Source organism: Kocuria aegyptia (assembly GCF_039530085.1).
Lineage (GTDB): Bacteria > Actinomycetota > Actinomycetes > Actinomycetales > Micrococcaceae > Kocuria > Kocuria aegyptia.
The window spans coordinates 582,214-598,416 of sequence record NZ_BAAAOA010000046.1; the positions used below are offsets into that span (position 1 = coordinate 582,214).

Annotated in this window: 15 protein-coding genes and 1 tRNA gene; 10 read left to right on the top strand and 6 right to left on the bottom strand. The window is 69.7% G+C overall.

Features of this window, described 5'->3' with window-relative positions; all coding sequences use genetic code 11:
- The first annotated feature begins 12 nt into the window (after positions 1-12).
- The 6 genes from cpaB to ABD220_RS18135 all read left to right on the top strand — a co-directional run bounded on the left by cpaB (position 13) and on the right by ABD220_RS18135 (position 5,801).
- On the top strand, positions 13-750 hold the full coding sequence (cpaB, locus tag ABD220_RS17000; RefSeq protein WP_344124619.1) for a Flp pilus assembly protein CpaB: 738 nt from the start codon (positions 13-15) through the stop codon (positions 748-750).
- Positions 747-1,958, top strand: a complete 1,212-nt coding sequence (locus tag ABD220_RS17005; RefSeq protein WP_344124795.1) for a CpaE/TadZ family protein — start codon at positions 747-749, stop codon at positions 1,956-1,958. The genes cpaB and ABD220_RS17005 overlap by 4 nt, the downstream gene beginning before the upstream one ends.
- Positions 1,955-3,403, top strand: a complete 1,449-nt coding sequence (locus ABD220_RS17010; protein ID WP_425552580.1) for a TadA family conjugal transfer-associated ATPase — start codon at positions 1,955-1,957, stop codon at positions 3,401-3,403. The genes ABD220_RS17005 and ABD220_RS17010 overlap by 4 nt, the downstream gene beginning before the upstream one ends.
- Complete coding sequence (locus ABD220_RS17015) at positions 3,403-4,341, top strand: type II secretion system F family protein (protein ID WP_344124623.1); 939 nt, start codon at positions 3,403-3,405, stop codon at positions 4,339-4,341. The genes ABD220_RS17010 and ABD220_RS17015 overlap by 1 nt, the downstream gene beginning before the upstream one ends.
- Before the next feature lie 36 nt (positions 4,342-4,377).
- Positions 4,378-5,253: a type II secretion system F family protein gene (locus ABD220_RS17020; RefSeq protein ID WP_344124625.1), complete on the top strand. Its 876-nt coding sequence runs from the start codon at positions 4,378-4,380 to the stop codon at positions 5,251-5,253.
- A gap of 287 nt (positions 5,254-5,540) precedes the next feature.
- A complete protein-coding gene (locus tag ABD220_RS18135; RefSeq protein ID WP_425552581.1) occupies positions 5,541-5,801 on the top strand; it encodes a helix-turn-helix domain-containing protein in 261 nt (86 codons plus the stop codon).
- A 10-nt stretch (positions 5,802-5,811) separates the two neighbouring features.
- Here ABD220_RS18135 and ABD220_RS18140 read toward each other — a convergent pair whose 3' ends face one another.
- A complete protein-coding gene (locus tag ABD220_RS18140) occupies positions 5,812-6,171 on the bottom strand; it encodes a 3'-5' exonuclease (RefSeq protein WP_425552582.1) in 360 nt (119 codons plus the stop codon).
- Positions 6,172-6,471: 300 nt separating this feature from the next.
- Here ABD220_RS18140 and ABD220_RS17025 point away from each other — a divergent pair, with 300 nt between their 5' ends.
- On the top strand, positions 6,472-7,647 hold the full coding sequence (locus tag ABD220_RS17025) for an IS481 family transposase (protein WP_344124627.1): 1,176 nt from the start codon (positions 6,472-6,474) through the stop codon (positions 7,645-7,647).
- A 34-nt stretch (positions 7,648-7,681) separates the two neighbouring features.
- Here the strand turns inward: ABD220_RS17025 and ABD220_RS17030 are convergent.
- Positions 7,682-7,758: transfer RNA gene (locus ABD220_RS17030), tRNA-Pro, on the bottom strand.
- Positions 7,759-8,151: 393 nt separating this feature from the next.
- On the opposite strand from ABD220_RS17030, the gene ABD220_RS17035 reads away from it, so the two are divergent.
- The 3 genes from ABD220_RS17035 (at position 8,152) to ABD220_RS17045 (ending at position 11,206) form a co-directional block, all read left to right on the top strand.
- Entirely contained in the window at positions 8,152-9,561 is a 1,410-nt protein-coding gene (locus ABD220_RS17035; RefSeq protein ID WP_344124628.1) for a M28 family peptidase, read from the top strand.
- 173 nt (positions 9,562-9,734) lie between these two features.
- Positions 9,735-10,445, top strand: a complete 711-nt coding sequence (locus ABD220_RS17040) for an HAD family hydrolase (RefSeq protein WP_344124630.1) — start codon at positions 9,735-9,737, stop codon at positions 10,443-10,445.
- 62 nt (positions 10,446-10,507) lie between these two features.
- A complete protein-coding gene (locus ABD220_RS17045) occupies positions 10,508-11,206 on the top strand; it encodes a haloacid dehalogenase type II (protein ID WP_344124631.1) in 699 nt (232 codons plus the stop codon).
- 9 nt (positions 11,207-11,215) lie between these two features.
- Here ABD220_RS17045 and ABD220_RS17050 read toward each other — a convergent pair whose 3' ends face one another.
- The 4 genes from ABD220_RS17050 to ABD220_RS17065 form a co-directional block, all read right to left on the bottom strand.
- Complete coding sequence (locus tag ABD220_RS17050; RefSeq protein ID WP_344124632.1) at positions 11,216-12,223, bottom strand: NADP-dependent oxidoreductase; 1,008 nt, start codon at positions 12,221-12,223, stop codon at positions 11,216-11,218.
- 43 nt (positions 12,224-12,266) lie between these two features.
- Positions 12,267-12,689, bottom strand: coding sequence for an organic hydroperoxide resistance protein (locus ABD220_RS17055; RefSeq protein WP_344124634.1), 423 nt, complete (start codon positions 12,687-12,689; stop codon positions 12,267-12,269).
- 5 nt (positions 12,690-12,694) lie between these two features.
- Entirely contained in the window at positions 12,695-13,198 is a 504-nt protein-coding gene (locus tag ABD220_RS17060; RefSeq protein ID WP_344124636.1) for a MarR family winged helix-turn-helix transcriptional regulator, read from the bottom strand.
- A 67-nt stretch (positions 13,199-13,265) separates the two neighbouring features.
- Positions 13,266-16,121, bottom strand: a complete 2,856-nt coding sequence (locus ABD220_RS17065) for an FAD-binding and (Fe-S)-binding domain-containing protein (RefSeq protein WP_344124638.1) — start codon at positions 16,119-16,121, stop codon at positions 13,266-13,268.
- Between the last annotated feature and the right edge of the window lie 82 nt (positions 16,122-16,203).

Genomic DNA, 16,203 nt, shown 5'->3' on the forward strand with positions numbered 1-16,203 from the left:
GATCGGAAAACCGTGAAAGTTCGTGTCATCGCCGCCGTAGTGGCTGCACTCCTTGCCGTGGTCGGTGCGGTTCTCGTCTCCGGCTACGTCCGCACCGCCGACGCGCGGGCCCTTGAAGGAACGGAGACCAAGGAGGTCTTCGTGGTCGAGAACGATGTGCGAGCCGAGATGCCCGTCGAGGAACTCTCACAGCACTTGCGAAAGCAGACGGTGCCCGTTTCCGCTCTGGCTGAGGACGCCGTGATGGATCTCGCCGAGTATAAGGGGCGCGTTACTGCTGTCGAGCTTCGGACTGGTGAGCAGCTGCTGGGCAGCCGGCTCGTCACTCTCAATTCCCTGCAGGAGCCGGGACGTGTCGCGGTGCCCAAGGAATTACAGGAGGTCACCATCCAGGTGAGCGCCGACCGAGTAGTGGGTGGCCAAGTGAAGGCTGGTGATTTCGTCGGTGTCTTCGCTTCCTTCGACCAGGGCCCAGAGGACAAGCCCGCCACCGAATTGGTGTTCCACCGGGTGCTCGTCACCAGCATCCAAGGCGCGCCGGTTGCCGCCGAGGCGAGCGGTGAGGAGGAAACCGCCCCCGGTGCGCCTCCGGTTCCCGAGGGGGCGATGCTCGTCACGCTCGCTCAGAATGCGGCTGACGCCGAGAAGACCGTCTTCGCGGCGGAGTTTGGCAGGATCTGGCTGTCGAATCAGCCCGTGGACGCCAAGTGGAACGACGACGGAGCCAGTATGGAGGACTTCTTCAAATGAGCAGATTCCTACTCGTCACCTCGGACGTGACGTTCGAGCAGCGCGTGCAGACGGCCATCGCCGGCCGGATCCCAGGGGCGGTCCAGACGGTGTACAACACGCAGGTCCCTGACACCCCCGATGAGCTCTTGCGCAAGGTAGTCGGTGAACTGCCGGCGGTCCTTCTGCTGGGCCCTGGGGTCGACGCGAGCGACGCGCTCCGTCTGGCGTCCGTGTTCGACGTCCAGCACCCCGAGATCAGTTTGGTCCTCGTTGCGGAAGCGGATCCTGCCCTTGCGCTGGCCGCGATGCGAGCCGGAGTGCGCGACATCCTCGAGCCGCAGGCGGAAGTCGACATCATTCGTGTGCTGCTGGAGCGCGCCTGCCACACCGCGGACAGTCGGCGGCGCGGTCTGATTCCCGATCCGTCCCTGGACGCTTCCCCCTCCCGCCTCGGAGGTCGGGTGATCGCAGTGACTTCCCCGAAGGGCGGCGTCGGCAAGACCACGGTGGCCACCAACCTGGCCGTCGGCCTGGGGAAGCTCGCGCCCATGTCCACGGTCCTCGTGGACCTGGACGTGCAGTTCGGCGACGTCGCCGCAGTGCTCAACCTCACCCCCGAGCACACGCTCACGGACGCGGTCACGGGTGCGGCCGCGCAGGACACGATGGTGCTTAAGGCCTTCCTCAGCGTCCACCCAACCTCGATCTATGCCCTGTGCACACCGGATTCGCCGGCCGAGGCCGATCTCATCAACGCCGACCAGATCGGGCACATGCTTGACCAGCTGGCCAGCGAGTTCCAGTTCGTTGTCGTTGACACGGCACCGGGTCTGGGCGAACACACCCTGGCCGCGCTGGAGGCGGCAACCGATGTGGTGTTCCTCTCCGGCATGGACGTGCCCGGGGTGCGCGGGCTGCGCAAGGAGATCGACGTCCTCACCGAGCTGCAGATGCTGCCGGGCTCCCGGCACATCGTCGTCAACATGGCGGACCGCGCCAGCGGACTGAGTGTGCAGGACATCGAGGCGACCGTCCGGACGCCGGTGGACGTGGTGGTGCCCCGGTCCAAGGCGGTGACCTACTCCACCAACAAGGGTGAGCCGATCCTGCAGGAGGCCTCACGGGACAAGGCCGCGAAGGCCCTCAACCAGCTCGTGGCGCGCTTCGACCCGGCACACTCCACTGCACCTCGCAAGGCTGTGCACCGACGGGCGGTGCTCCAGTGAAGCTCTCGCAACGACTCGATGCAGCACGCGGGGTGGTTGCTTCGCCGGTCGCTGAGCCCGCCCCGACAGCCGAAGAGGCCGCGGACGAGGACTTCGTCCCCATGTTCGTCGTGGAGACCCACTCTGTTCCGATCTCAGTCACCCCGGCGTCCGACGCCCTCGGTGCGCTCAAGGACCGCGTGGCCGAGGCGCTGTTCGACCGCATCGGCAGCCGCCTCAACGACTCGGGACTCACCGAGGCCTCCCTGCAGGTTTACGCCCGCGAGGAACTGACCCAGATCGTCGATGCTGAGCAGGTGCCGCTCACCGTCGAGGAACGGCAGCGTCTGGTCCGCGAAATCAGTGACGACGTCCTGGGGTTTGGACCGCTGCAGCGCTTCCTGGACGACGAGTCCGTCACGGAGATCATGGTCAACGGGCCCGACCACATCTTCATCGAGCAGGGCGGCCGAGTCGGCCTCAGCAACGCGCAGTTCAAGTCCGAGGAGCACCTGCGTCAGGTCATCGAGAAGATCGTCTCGAAGGTGGGCCGTCGCATCGACGAGTCCTCACCGCTCGTGGACGCCCGTCTCGAGGATGGCTCCCGCGTCAACGCTGTCATCCCTCCGTTGGCGGTCAACGGTTCGTCGCTCACGATCCGCAAGTTCGCCACCGACCCACTCAAGGTCGCCGACCTCGTCCGATTCGGATCAATGTCGCCCGAGATGGCGGAGCTGCTCAACGCCTGCGTCAAGGCGCACTTGAACATCCTCATCTCCGGCGGCACCGGCACGGGCAAAACGACCTTGCTCAACGTCATGTCCTCGTTCATTCCGCACGACGAGCGGATCATCACCATCGAGGACGCCGTCGAGCTGCAGCTGCAGCAGGAGCACGTGGTGCGCCTGGAGAGCCGCCCGTCCAACATCGAGGGCAAGGGCGAGATCACCATCCGCGATCTCGTCAAGAACTCGCTCCGAATGCGTCCGGACCGCATCGTAGTGGGCGAGTGCCGCGGTGGAGAGGCGCTCGACATGTTGCAAGCCATGAACACCGGTCACGACGGATCGCTCTCTACCGTCCACGCGAACTCACCGCGGGACGTCATTGCCCGACTGGAGACCCTCGTTCTCATGGCAGGTATGGATCTTCCCCTGCGTGCCGTCCGCGAACAGATCGCATCGGCCATCGACGTCGTCGTCCAACTGACGCGCCTGCGCGACGGTACCCGGCGCGTCACCCACATCACCGAGGTACAGGGAATGGAGGGGGAGATCGTCACGCTCCAGGACGCCTTCGTCTTCGACTACAGCGCCGGTGTGGACGCCAATGGGCGGTTCCTGGGCAAGGCCATCCCCACGGGGGTGCGCCCCCGATTCGTGGATCGGTTCGAGGACCTCGGCATCCACGTCTCACCGAAGGTATTCGAGATGCCTGAGACGACGGCACCAGGGCGGGCGCGCTGATGACCGTCGTGCTCGGGGCCCTGCTGTTCCTCATGGCATTCCTGCTGCTGCTGTTCATCACTTTCAGTTCCTCCACGCCCCGGCTCCCGGTGGGTCGGCGACGGCCTCTGCGTCTCGACGAAGCTCCACCGTCCGTGCTCAGCCGGGTCACCGGCATCACCACCAGCGCGATCACCGATACGCTGACCCGCCATGGCTGGACGCGTTCCATCACCGATGCCCTGGACCGTGCGGGAATGCGACTCTCCCCGGCCGACTTCCTCGTGTTGGTCGGAGCCGCCGGACTGGTCTCTTCCATTCTCGGCTTCCTGGTCGGCGGCCCACTGCTCGGACTGCTGTTGCTAATTCTGGCGCCGCTCGGAGGGAAGGTGTTTCTGGGCCTGGCGGTCGGCAAGCGCCGACGCGCATTTGCCGACCAGCTCGACGACACCCTGCAGCTGCTTGCCGGCAGCCTTCGGGCAGGCCACAGCCTCCTGCGTGCCGTCGACGCCGTCTCGCGGGAGGCCCAGGCGCCGACCAGCGAAGAGCTGGCCCGGGTAGTCAATCAGACCCGGCTCGGCCGTGACCTCAACAACGCTCTTGAGGAGACGGCGGAACGGATGGGCAACGAGGACTTCAGCTGGGTCTCGCAGGCCATCGGCATCCACCGGGAGGTGGGCGGCGACCTTGCCGAGGTCCTCGACCAGGTTGGCCACACCATCCGGGAGCGCAATCAGATCCGCCGCCAGGTCAAGTCATTGAGTGCGGAGGGCAAGCTTTCTGCCTACATCCTCATGGCTCTGCCGTTCGCCGTCCCCGGGATCATGAGTTTTATGAACCCGTCCTTCTTTCTCCCTATGTTCGAAAACGCGCTTGGTTGGGCCATGCTTGCCATCGCCACTGTCATGCTGGCCATCGGCGGGTTGTGGATGCGCAAGATCGTCAGCTTCAAGTTCTAGTTCGACTCCGTCCAGCTCAGTTTCAGGAGTGATCCCGTGGCCCCGACTCTCACCTATGCCGCTGTGGTCTTCGGTGCAGCTTTGGCGCTGACACTGTGGGCGGTGTTCAGCACCGCAGGCGCGTCCGCGCGCCAGGTGCGGGAGAACCTCTCTCGCGGTTTCAGCGCCGAGATTGCCGCTGGGGGGGGCCCCGCCCGGCCCTCCTTCGGCACCCTGCATCGCCTGACCTCGCCGAAGGGCGTAGATCGACTCGACCGCCTGCATGCGCTTGCCGGCCGCCCGGCGGCGTGGCCCCTCTCCCGGTTGCTCGCCGCCAAGCCGCTCTTGGCGGGTGTCGGCGTGATTCTGGGACTGTTGCTCCTGGCCGGTAATGCCAGTGGCAGGATGCTCGCCCTTGCAATCGTGGTCACGGCCGTGGCCTACTTCGTGCCGGACCTTCTTCTCTACAGCCGTGGCATTGAACGTCAAAGGGCAATCGGGCTGGAGCTGCCCGACACGCTGGACCAGATGCTGATCGCAGTGGAGGCCGGCCTCGGCTTCGAGTCCGCCATGTCCCGGGCGGGGGAGAACGGCAAGGGTCCGCTAGCAGAAGAGCTCCAGCGCACGCTCGGCGACATGCGGGTCGGCGTGCCCCGCAAGGACGCTTACCTCGCGCTGGAGGAACGGACCAACGTGCCGGATCTGCGCAACTTCACCCGCGCTGTGGTTCAGGCCGACGCCTACGGCATTTCCGTCAGTTCCGTGCTTCGGACACAGGCTGCGGAGATGCGCGTAAAGCGTAAGCAGCGGGCTGAAGAGCAGGCGATGAAAATCCCAGTGAAGATCACGATCCCGCTCATGCTTCTCATTCTTCCCGTGTTGTTCATCGCCATCATGGGGCCAGTCGTGCTGACCGTGATGGAGCAGTTCTAACGCCCGCACGGCGACACGCTGAGCGTCGTCGCCAGGACAAGCAGAAGGCCCCGGACCAAGTGGTCCGGGGCCTTCGCTGGTGGTGTCGACGACGGACGAATACTGAGCAGATGCGACGGCCGAGATCCTGCCGGAGTACTCAAGGGTCGCCCGCCACTATTTGCCGACGGTCGACGCGTTGCGGAGAACTCAAGCCTCCACTGCGCAACGTGCCGATTTTCTTCCTCCCGGCACCCCTGTGAAGGGTCCACGACGAGCCCTCAGCCTGCGCCTCGGGCCCGACCAGCTTGGACACCATCGTGGCCCGATACGAGGCAGGAGAGACCACTACAGCCTTAGCTCGCGAGTATGCTATCTCGCGCTCCTCGATCTTGCGGCTGTTCAGCCAGCGCGGCGTTCAGAAGCGCGTCCGAGGACTCACTCCTGAGAAGGAGCGTGAGGCGCTGCGGCTGCGTGCTGAAGGGCTCATTATCCGGGACGTCGCCAAAAAGATCGGGTGTAGTTACGACACGACGAGGAAGTTTATAGGCCGTACTACTCAGGACTAACTTACGAAAATCAACCGTTGACCGACGTCTCGACAATCCAATCGGCTTTAATGCCATGTAATTTCAGTATGCTATTGAGCCGAGATGCGCTTTTCGGAGGGCATGCTACGGACAGCATCTTCTTTGCACGGCTAGCACCTACGTAAAAAACGCGCAATGACTCAGTCGATTCGTGCTGCTCCCAATCGAGTAGAATACTTGGCTGATTACCCCTAGGTGCTTCAAGAACGAGAAGTACAGCGTCGAACTCCCTGCCTTTGACCGCATGGATATGACTTGCAGGGAGAGGTGTAGCGACACTTTCAGCCAATGCGCTCGACGAACATGGTCCGTCCGAGGGTGTCCTCAACGATCCGTACGCGGACATCATGGCCGCCCAGACCGCCTTCCGGTCGTCCGTTGCGACCGAGACGGCGTCCGGGCCAACGTCGACGCCATCGTCCCATCACACGCGCCGATTTCGGATGTTCTGACGCGTCCTGGCCGGGGTAAGGCGGACATGAGAAATGCCCCTGATTTCTCAGGGGCACCTCTGTCTGTCTCACTTGGGTCGATCTACTTGGACCATGGTTCAAGTAAAGCGCCCTTGGTCGGGATGACAGTGTGCTGGTTCAGCAGATAGGAAACAGATGTCTCAGGACATCGGAAACACCGGTCCTACGGTGCCGGGGTGGAGAAGAACCAAGCGATCATCCTGGCCGTGGTGACCGGAACGATGTCCCAGGCCGAGGCCGCACGCAGATTCCAGGTCAGCCGATCCTGGGTGTCCAAGCTGATGGCCCGCTACCGGGCCCAGGGCGAGGCGGCGTTCACGCCCGGTTCCCGGGCCCCGCATCACCACCCCAATGCGATGCCGGCCCACACGGTGGAGGCGATCCTGGCCACCCGCCGCGCCCTTGTCGCAGCCGGCCACGATGCCGGACCCGAGACCATCACCGTCCACCTGGCCCGGGCGGGGATCACCGTCTCCCGCGCCAGCGTGTGGCGGGCCCTGACCCGGGCGGGGCTCATCACCCCCGCCCCCGCCAAGCGACCTGCCAGCAGCTACCGCAGTTTCACCGCAGCCCTGCCCAATCAGCTGTGGCAGGCCGACTTCACCCACTGGTCACTGGCTGATCGCACCGGCGTGGAGATCCTGACCTTCCTCGACGACCACTCCCGCTACATCACCGCCTGCGCTGTTCACCCGGTGACCACCGTGGCCGTGGTCCTGGCCGACTTCCGCGCCGCCGTGACCACCCACGGAGCCCCGGCGGCGGTGCTCACCGACAACGGCCTGGTCTTCACCGCTCGTCCCCGCCACGGGATCAACGCTTTCGAGGCCCACCTGGCCGCAGCCGGGATCACCAAGATCAACGGCTCTCCGAACCACCCGCAGACTCAGGGCAAGGTCGAGCGCTTCCAGCAGAGCCTCAAGAAGCACCTGGCCACCCGGGCTCCGGCGCCGGACCTTCCGGGGCTGCAGGCACAGATCGACGCATTCAATGCCTACTACAACACCGTGCGCCCCCACCGGGGGCTGGAACGGGCCACCCCGGACACGGCCTACCGGGCACTGCCCAAAGCCACCCCCACCGGTGCCCCCACCGGATGGCGGATCCGCACCGACCGCGTCGACAAGATCGGCAGCGTCACCGTGCGCCTGCACTCGAAACTCCACCACATCGGCATCGGACGGACCTACGCCCGAACCCGCGTACGGATGTTCGTCCACGACCGGCACATCCTGATCATCGATGCCACCACCGGAGCCGTGCTGCGCGACTTCCTCCTGGACCCCACCCGTGACTACCAGCCCCGATCCCTCAACCAAGACCCGGACATGAAAAAACACCCCGGACCATAGGTCCGGGGTGTTTCCGATGTCCTGAGACATCACATGGTCGGGATGACAGGATTTGAACCTGCGACCTCGTCGTCCCGAACGACGCGCGCTACCAAGCTGCGCCACATCCCGTGAAGCATCCGGCCGCGGCCGGAAACAACTGCTCCATCATAGCCATCTGGCCGCGCGGGTGGGAAATCGGGCCGACCTCGTCGTGTCCGGGCCTCGAGCTTCTCCGGCTCGGCCGTGCGCTTCGCCACAAAGCGCACGTCATTGTCCGGCCGACCAGGAACTGGGATTCTGTGCATATCGCTCCACCAGCTCGTCGAAGCCACTGTCCCGGTCGAGCCCCCGGCCGGCCCCTGCCTCGGGAGGAACCATGCTTCACTGCACCCATCGCCACCGGACCGTGGCCGCCGCAGCGGCGCTCACGGACTCGAGCGCGGACGCCGTGAGCACCACCGTGACGCCGGCGGCACCGGGGTGGTCGCGGTGACGCCGGCGGCCGTTCCTCCGGAACGGGTCATGGCGCACCTGGAGGTGTTCCAGGCCGTCGCGCACGCCAACGACGGCAACCGGGCCTCCGGCACGCCCGGCTACCGGGGCAGCGTGGACTACGTGCTCGGCCGGCTGCGGGCCGCCGGCTACGCCCCGCGGGTCCAGAACTTCTCCTTCCCCTTCTTCCGGGAGCTCAGTCCCGCCACGGTCAGCGCGGGCGGCAGACCGCTGCCCGCCGAGGACGTCGCTGTGATGTCCTACTCCGGCTCCGGCACCGTGAGCGCACCGGTGCAGGCCGTCGGCACCACCGGGGAACCGGGGGCGAGCACCAGCGGATGCGAGGCCGAGGACTTCGCCGACTTCCAGGCCGGCAACGTGGCGCTGCTCCAGCGGGGAACGTGCGCCTTCGGGGTCAAGGCCGCCAACGCGCAGGCCGCGGGCGCCTCCGCCGTGCTGATCTTCAACACAGGCGGGCCCGGGGAGGAGGGCGTGGTCGCCGGCACCCTCGGCGGACCGGGCGCGGTGAACATTCCCGTGGTCGGGCTCAGCTACGCCGCCGGCCGGGCACTGCTGGCCGAGGGCGAGGTCACCGTCACCGTCCAGGTCATCTCCGAGCAGCGCGAGACCTCCAACGTCCTGGTCGAGACCGGCACGGGCAACCCCGAGCGCACGGTCATGGTCGGCGCGCACCTGGACAGCGTGCCCGAGGGCGCCGGGATCAACGACAACGGCTCCGGCTCCGCGGCCATCCTGGCGATCGCCGAGTCCCTCGCGGGCACGGAGACCGAGAACCGTCTGCGGTTCGCCTGGTGGGGCGCGGAGGAGTTCGGCCTGCTCGGGTCCCAGCACTACGTGGACGACCTCAAGGCCAACGCCCCCGCGACGCTGGCGGCCATCGCGCTGTACCTGAACTTCGACATGATCGGCTCCCCGAACTACGGGCGCTTCGTCTACGACGGCGACGGCTCCGCCTTCGGCCCGGAGGTCTCCGCGGAGGCCCCCGAGGGCTCCGGGGTGATCGAGGCGGCCTTCCACGCGCACTTCGGCTCCGTGGGACTGGCCTCGGGCGAGACCGAGTTCAGCGGCCGCAGCGACTACGGGCCGTTCATCGCGGAGGGCGTGCCCGCCGGGGGACTGTTCACGGGGGCCGAGGGGCTCAAGACGGCGGAGCAGGCCGCGCTGTTCGGCGGCCGGGCCGGCGTCGGCTACGACTTCTGCTACCACGCGCAGTGCGACGACATCGCCAACATCGACGTCCAGGGGCTCGGTGAGATGACCGACGCGGCCGCCGCCGTGATCCGGCGCTTCGCGACGTCCACCGGGGACGTCGAGGCGGTGGGCCGGCAGCTGCGGACCGTCATGGCGCCCGCAGTGCCCGCCACCGTCGACCAGGGGCACGGACCGAGCAACGCCGCCCAGGAGAAGTCGGAGCGTTGAGACCGGCGCGGTGAGCGGAGGGGCCGGGCTCGAGCGCCCCCGTTGCGGGGGAGGAGCACCCGGTGTGCACATCCCCCGTGAGCAGACAGGTGCGTGCGCGGTCCTGCTCGGGCGGCGCCGCCGGGACCCGGCCTTGCATTGATCGCCCGGGCGCCGGGTGGGAGGGTGAGGCCATGACTCCTCCCCAGACCCCGGACTCGACCGCACCGGCCAGACGCGGTGTGCTCTTCGACGTCGACGGCACCCTCATCGACTCGAGCTACCTGCACACCGTCGCTTGGTGGCACGCCTTCAACCAGGCCGGCCACGACGTGCCCATGCACCGCATCCACCGGCTCATCGGCATGGGCTCGGAGCAGCTGATCGACGAGCTCCTCTCCGCCGACCGGGACAAGGACGGGGACGACGCCATCGGTGCCGCCCACGGGACCCTGTTCTCCGTGCACTGGCCGGGGCTCAAGCCCACCCGCGGCGCTGCGGAGTTGCTGCGCCGCTGCACCGACGCCGGGCTCGTGGTGGTGCTCGCGTCGTCTTCGAACGTCACCGAGGTGGCCGCCATGCGGGAGGCCCTCGGCTCCGACGACCTGCTCACCGCGGTCACGACCGCGACGGACGCCGAGCAGAGCAAGCCCGCGCCGGACATCTTCGCCGCGGCGCTGGAGGCCGGGGGCCTGCGCCCCGAGGACGCGATCGTGGTGGGGGACGCCCGCTGGGACGTCGAGTCCGCGTGGAAGCTCGGTCTCGACGCCGTGTGCCTGGGGAGCGGTGGGATCAGCGAGACGGAGCTGCGCGAGGCCGGGGCCGTGGCCTTCTACGCGGACCCGCAGGCCCTGCTGGACGACTTCGAGAACAGCCCCCTGGGCCGGCTCGTCCGCGCCGGCTGAACGCTCCCGTCCGGCGCCCGCGCGGACTACGCTGTGCACCACCGCGAACGGAAGGCCCCGGAATGACTGCCGACGACAGACCCGTGCTCGTGTTCGACGTGAACGAGACGCTCTCGGACCTGCAGCCGCTGCACCACGCCTTCGAGGAGGTGGGCGTGCCCGGGGAGCTCTCCGCCACGTGGTTCGCCTCCGTCCTGCGGGAGGGCTTCGCGCTGGCGGTCCACGGGGAGGCCCAGCCGTTCGCCGTGCTGGGGCAGGAGGTGGCGCGCACGCTGTTCAGCACGCACCCGCCGGCCGGGGACGTGGAGGACGCCGTGGCCCACGTCCTGGACGCCGTGCAGCGGCTGCCCGTCCACGCGGACGTCCCGGACGGGATCCGGTCCCTCGCGGCGGCCGGGTTCCGGCTCACCGCCCTCACCAACGGCTCCGCGGCCACCGCCGAGGGCCTGCTCGAGCGCGCGGGCGTGCGCCGGCACTTCGAGCACGTCTGCTCCGTCGAGGACGCCCCCTGCTGGAAACCGGCGTCCGAGGCCTACAGCTGGGCGAGCGGGGCGTGGGGCGTGCCGCTGCAGCAGATGCTCATGATCGCGGTGCACCCGTGGGACCTGCACGGCGCCGCCCGGGCAGGCATGCGCACGGCGTGGATCGACCGGCACGGCGCGCCCTATCCGCAGTACGCCCTCACCCCGGACCTCAGGGTGTCCGGGGTGCGGGAGCTCGCCGCACGGCTGAGCGCCGGCGGCGCCGACGTCACGGCCTGACGGCCGAGCTCACAGCCTGACGACCATCTTGCCGGTGTTGGCGCCGGCGAGCAGGTCGATGAACGCCTGCGGGGCGTCGTCGAGCCCCTCGCGCACGGTCTCGTCCCACTGGATCTCCCCGGCCGCCAGCCAGCCGGCCATCTTCTCGCGGAACTCCGGGCCCAGGTCCTGGTGGCCGCTCACCAGGAAGCCCTGCAGGCTCAGCTGCTTGCCGATCGCCAGCGCCAGGTTCCGCGGCGCGGCCGGGGGCTCGGTCGCGTTGTACTGCGAGATCGCCCCGCACAGGCACACCCGGCCGTGCGGGTTGAGCGCAGAGATCGCGGCCTCCAGGTGCTCGCCGCCCACGTTGTCGAAGTACACGTCGATGCCCTCGGGCGCCGCGTGCCGCAGCTGGGGGAGCACCGGGCCGTCGTGGTAGTCGAAGGCGGCGTCGAAGCCGAGCTCCAGCAGGCGGGCGACCTTCTCCGGGGAGCCGGCGCTGCCCACCACGCGCGCGGCGCCGCTGAGCCTCGCGATCTGGCCGACGAGCGAGCCCACGGCCCCGGCGGCGCCCGAGACGAACACTGTGTCCCCGGGCCGGAAGCGGGCGGCCGCCATGAGGCCGGCGTAGGCGGTGAGCCCCGGCATGCCGAGCACCCCGAGGTAGGCCGACTCCGATGCCAGCCCGGGGTCCACCACGGTGGCGGAGCCGGCGTCGAGCACCGCGTGCTCGCGCCACCCGGCCCCGTGCAGCACCGTGGCGCCCACGGGCAGCTCGGGGGCGGACGAGGCGACGACCTCGCCCACGGCGCCGCCGTCGAGCGGGTGGTCCAGCCGGAACGGCGGGACGTAGGACTTCACGTCGTTCATCCGCCCGCGCATGTAGGGGTCCACGGACATCCAGTGGTTGGCGACCACGACCTGTCCGGGGCCGGGCTCGGGCAGCGCGGTCTCCTCGAGCCGGAAGTTCCCGGGCACGGGGGTGCCCTCGGGGCGGGAGGCGAGCACGACCTGGCGGGTGCTGGTGAGCGGGGTCATCGGTTCTCCTGGGGGCCGGGAGGCGGGCGGGGGAGCGGGGGGATCAGTCGTCGACGACGCTCACGCGGACGTCGACGTTGCCGCGGGTGGCGTTCGAGTACGGGCACACCTGGTGGGCCTTCTCGGCCAGGAACTGGGCGATCTCTTGGTCGAGGTCCGGGAGCACGACCTCCAGGTCGACCTCGAGGCCGAAGCCGCCCTGGCCGTCGCCGCCGATGCCCACGCGGGCCCCGACGCTGGAGTCGCCGAGCGCGACCTTCTCCTGCCGGGCCACCAGCTGCAGGGCGGAGTGGAAGCAGGCGGCGTAGCCGGCGGCGAAGAGCTGCTCCGGGTTGGTGCCGTCGCCGGAGCCGCCCATCTCCTGCGGGACGGCCAGACCCAGGTCGATCCGGCCGTCGGTGGTGCGGGTGCGGCCGTTGCGGCCGGCGCCGGTGGCGAGGGCCTCGGCGGTGTAGACGGTGTCCATGCTGGTCACTCCTGGGTTCCGGTGGTGGTCGTGCCGACGGTGGTCTTGTCTGTGGTGCTCGTGCCGGCGCTGTGCTCGGCGTGCCCGTCGGCGGGGGCGCCGATCCTGCGGGCCAGTGCCCGCAGCGTCTCCATCTCGGCGGTGGTCAGGCCCGAGGCCTCTAGGACCCGCTGCTGCACGGCCGGGGCGCGCTCGCGCATCCGGTGCCCGGCCGGCGTGAGGTGGACGGTGACCCGCCGCTCGTCGTCGTGGCCCCGGCGGCGCTCGAGGAGGCCGGCGGTCTCCATCCGCTTCAGCAGCGGGGAGAGGGTGCCGCTGTCCAGGCGCAGGCGGGAGCCGAGCGCCGAGACGGTCTGGCCGTCCTCCTCCCACAGCGCGAGCAGCGCGAGGTACTGCGGATAGGTCAGGCCGAGCTCCGCCAGCGGCTCGCGATAGGCCGCGGTGGTGGCCCGCGAGGCGGCGTAGAGCGCGAAGCACAGCTGCGCGTCGAGCCGGAGGTCTGCGTCCATGCCCCCAGGGTGGCACAGCAGACCATTGGACACAACTTGATTGTGTACAACCAATAGGGCGGGCGGTTCAGCGGGTCGCTTCCTCCAGGTGCTCGAGGACGTGCCGGTACGGGTGCCCGGTGGCCTCCGTCATGCCCTGCTCGCACGTGCGGTTGAGCGAGGCGTAGGCGTCGAAGCGGCGCCCGGTGACCTCGCGAGCCTCGGCGGCGGTGGCCGAGGCCGTGAACTCGGGGTGGAGCATGCCGCGGTCCCCGGCGTAGGCGCAGCAGCCCCAGGCCGCGGGCACCACCACGTCGTTGCTGATCGCCCGCGCCAGTGTCTCGAAGGCGCCGGTGATGCCCAGGTGCACGCTGGAGCACGTGGGGTGCAGGGCCATCGAGCCGACCGGGCGGCGGACGGTCAGGTGCCCCAGCACCCGGTCGGCCACGAACTCCACCGCGTCCACGAACCGCAGCGCGTGGTACCGGCCGGACGCGGCCGCGAGCTCGGCCATGGTTCCCAGGCCCTCGGTGCAGGACGCGGCGTCGCAGACGACCGGCAGCTCGCCCTCGCGGGTCGCCTCCCACAGTGCCGCGAGCGTCCGCTCCGACATCGTGGCGTACCCGGTGGGCAGGCCCTTCGACTTCCACGGCGTCCCGCAGCACAGCCCGCCGATGCCCTGCGGGACGGTGACGTGCACCCCGGCGCGGTCGCACAGCGCCAGGAACGCCTCGGAGGCGGTCAAGCCCGTGCCGTCGCCGGGGCGCGCGGCCGCGCCGAACATCGCGTTGATGCACGCGGGGAAGAACACGGCCTCCGCGGCCGGGTCCTGCCGGTGCGGCCGGGGCGGGCCGCCCGCGGGCAGCCCGTCCTGGTACTGCGGCACGTGCTCGGCGCCGAGGGCGGCCCGGGCGGCGGCGGTCGCGGCGGCGGGCAGCGCGGCAGGCAGGGCCTTCGCGACGGTCAGGCCGAGCCCGGCCCCCGTCGTCGTCGCCCCCCACGCCCTCGCGGCGGCGCCCCAGCCGGCGTCCGCGACCCGGCTGTGGTCCTGGGCGCGCAGCCGGCGCACGAGGTCCCCGGTGTTGATCAGCACGGGGCAGGCCGTCACGCACATCCCGTCCACGGCGCACGTCTGCAGGCCCTCGTAGTCGTACTCGGCGCGCAGCCGCGCGGCGAGCTCCGCGTCCCCCTGCGCCTGCGCGGCCGCGATCTCCCGGCGGCCCACGATCCGCTGCCGCGGCGTGAGCGTGAGGTCCTTCGAGGGGCAGACCGGCTCGCAGTAGCCGCACTCCACGCACCGGTCCACCTCCTGCTCGACCGGGGGCGCGGTCTTGAGGTCCCGCACGTGGACCGCGGGGTCCTCGTTGAGCAGCACGCCCGGGTTCAGCAGGGCGCCCGGATCGACGAGGCGCTTGAGCTGCACCATCACGTCGTAGAGCTCGTCCCCGTACTGCCGGCGCACGAACGGGGCCATGTTGCGGCCCGTGCCGTGCTCGGCCTTGAGCGAGCCGTGGTGGTCGAGGACCAGGGCGACCATGTCCTCGGTGAAGCGCTCGTAGCGGGCCAGCAGGTCCGGGCGGTCGAACTGCTCGTTGAGCATGAAGTGCACGTTGCCGTCCTTGGCGTGGCCGAAGATCACGGAGTCCCGGTAGCCGTGGGCGTCGAAGAGCTCCGTGAGCTGCTCGCACGTCTCGCCGAGCTCCGCCACGGGGACGACGACGTCCTCGAGCAGCGCGTTGGACCCGCTCGGCCGGGCCCCCGCCACGGTGGTGTAGAGGCCCTTGCGCACGGTCCACAGTGCGGCGCGGGACGCGGGGTCGTCCGTCAGGGCCGGCGGCGCCGCGAGGTCCAGGGTGCGGAACAATCCGGCGGCACCGGCGGAGAGCTCCCGCTCCTCCTCGAGCGTGGCGCCCCGGTACTCGACGAGCAGCGCCGCATGGCCGTGGACGTCGATGTCCAGGATCTGCGCCGGGGCCAGGCCCGTGCGCTGGGAGACCCTCAGGGACGTGGCGTCGAGCAGCTCGACCGTGGCGGAACCGGCCGCCACCAGCGCGGGAACCGTGCGGGTGGCCGCGGCCAGGTCCGGGAACACCAGCAGCCCCGTGGCGGCGAAGGGCAGGATCCCCACGGTCCGGAAGACCGCCTGGGCCACGAAGCCCAGGGTGCCCTCGCTGCCGATCAGCAGGTGCTCGAGGATCCGCGCCGGCTCGTCGTGGTCCAGGAAGGAGTTGAGGCCGTAGCCCATGGTGTTCTTCATGGAGAACTGCCGCTGGATCGTGCGCACCGACGCCGGGTCGCCGCGCACCCGGTCCCGCAGCCGGAGCAGCCCCTCGTGCAGGGCGGGCTCGAGCTCCCGCAGCCGCCGGTCGGCGTCCGGGTCTGCCGTGTCCACCCGCGTCCCGGAGGGCAGGACGAACACCATGGACTCCAGCGTCCGGTAGGTGTTGGCCTCGGTGCCGCAGGCCATCCCCGAGGAGTTGTTGGCCACCACGCCGCCGATCGTGCACGCGGCCTCGCTCGCCGGGTCCGGCCCCAGCATGCGCCCGTACGGGGCCAGCCGGGCGTTGACCTGCCGCACCGTGGCCCCCGGCTGCACGCGGACCCGCCGGCCGCCGTCCAGCACCTCGATCCCCCGGAAGTTCCGCCGGACGTCGACCAGCACCTGGTCCGTCACGGCCTGCCCGGACAGCGACGTCCCGCCGGAGCGGAAGGTCAGGCCCAGCCCGTGGCGGGCGGCCGCGCGGAAGAGGTGGCCCATGTCCGCGGCCGAGCGCGGGCGCACCACCGCCGCGGGCTGCAGCAGGTAGTGGGAGGCGTCGTGGGCCAGCGCGCGGTGCTCGAGCTCGGAGGTCACCACCGCGTCGGGGCCGCACCAGGTCCGGAGCTCCGCCAGCAGGTCCTCGGGGGCGGTGCCGGGGACGCGGTGGGCGCTGGGGGCGGTCATGGGATCTCCTCCGGGGGATCGAGGGCAGCCGGCGTGGTCCCTGCCACATCCTATGGTACGACCACAGGGGCCGCGCAGGTCC

Bases quoted from the DNA above. Each gene is read 5' to 3' on its own strand.
- ABD220_RS17005 (WP_344124795.1), top strand. From the start codon at position 747: ATGAGCAGATTCCTACTCGTCACCTCGGACGTGACGTTCGAGCAGCGC.
- ABD220_RS17015 (WP_344124623.1), top strand. From the start codon at position 3,403: ATGACCGTCGTGCTCGGGGCCCTGCTGTTCCTCATGGCATTCCTGCTG.
- ABD220_RS18140 (WP_425552582.1), bottom strand. From the start codon at position 6,171: ATGATGTCCGCGTACGGATCGTTGAGGACACCCTCGGACGGACCATGT.
- ABD220_RS17035 (WP_344124628.1), top strand. From the start codon at position 8,152: ATGGCGCACCTGGAGGTGTTCCAGGCCGTCGCGCACGCCAACGACGGC.
- ABD220_RS17040 (WP_344124630.1), top strand. From the start codon at position 9,735: ATGACTCCTCCCCAGACCCCGGACTCGACCGCACCGGCCAGACGCGGT.
- ABD220_RS17045 (WP_344124631.1), top strand. From the start codon at position 10,508: ATGACTGCCGACGACAGACCCGTGCTCGTGTTCGACGTGAACGAGACG.
- ABD220_RS17050 (WP_344124632.1), bottom strand. From the start codon at position 12,223: ATGACCCCGCTCACCAGCACCCGCCAGGTCGTGCTCGCCTCCCGCCCC.
- ABD220_RS17055 (WP_344124634.1), bottom strand. From the start codon at position 12,689: ATGGACACCGTCTACACCGCCGAGGCCCTCGCCACCGGCGCCGGCCGC.
- ABD220_RS17060 (WP_344124636.1), bottom strand. From the start codon at position 13,198: ATGGACGCAGACCTCCGGCTCGACGCGCAGCTGTGCTTCGCGCTCTAC.
- ABD220_RS17065 (WP_344124638.1), bottom strand. From the start codon at position 16,121: ATGACCGCCCCCAGCGCCCACCGCGTCCCCGGCACCGCCCCCGAGGAC.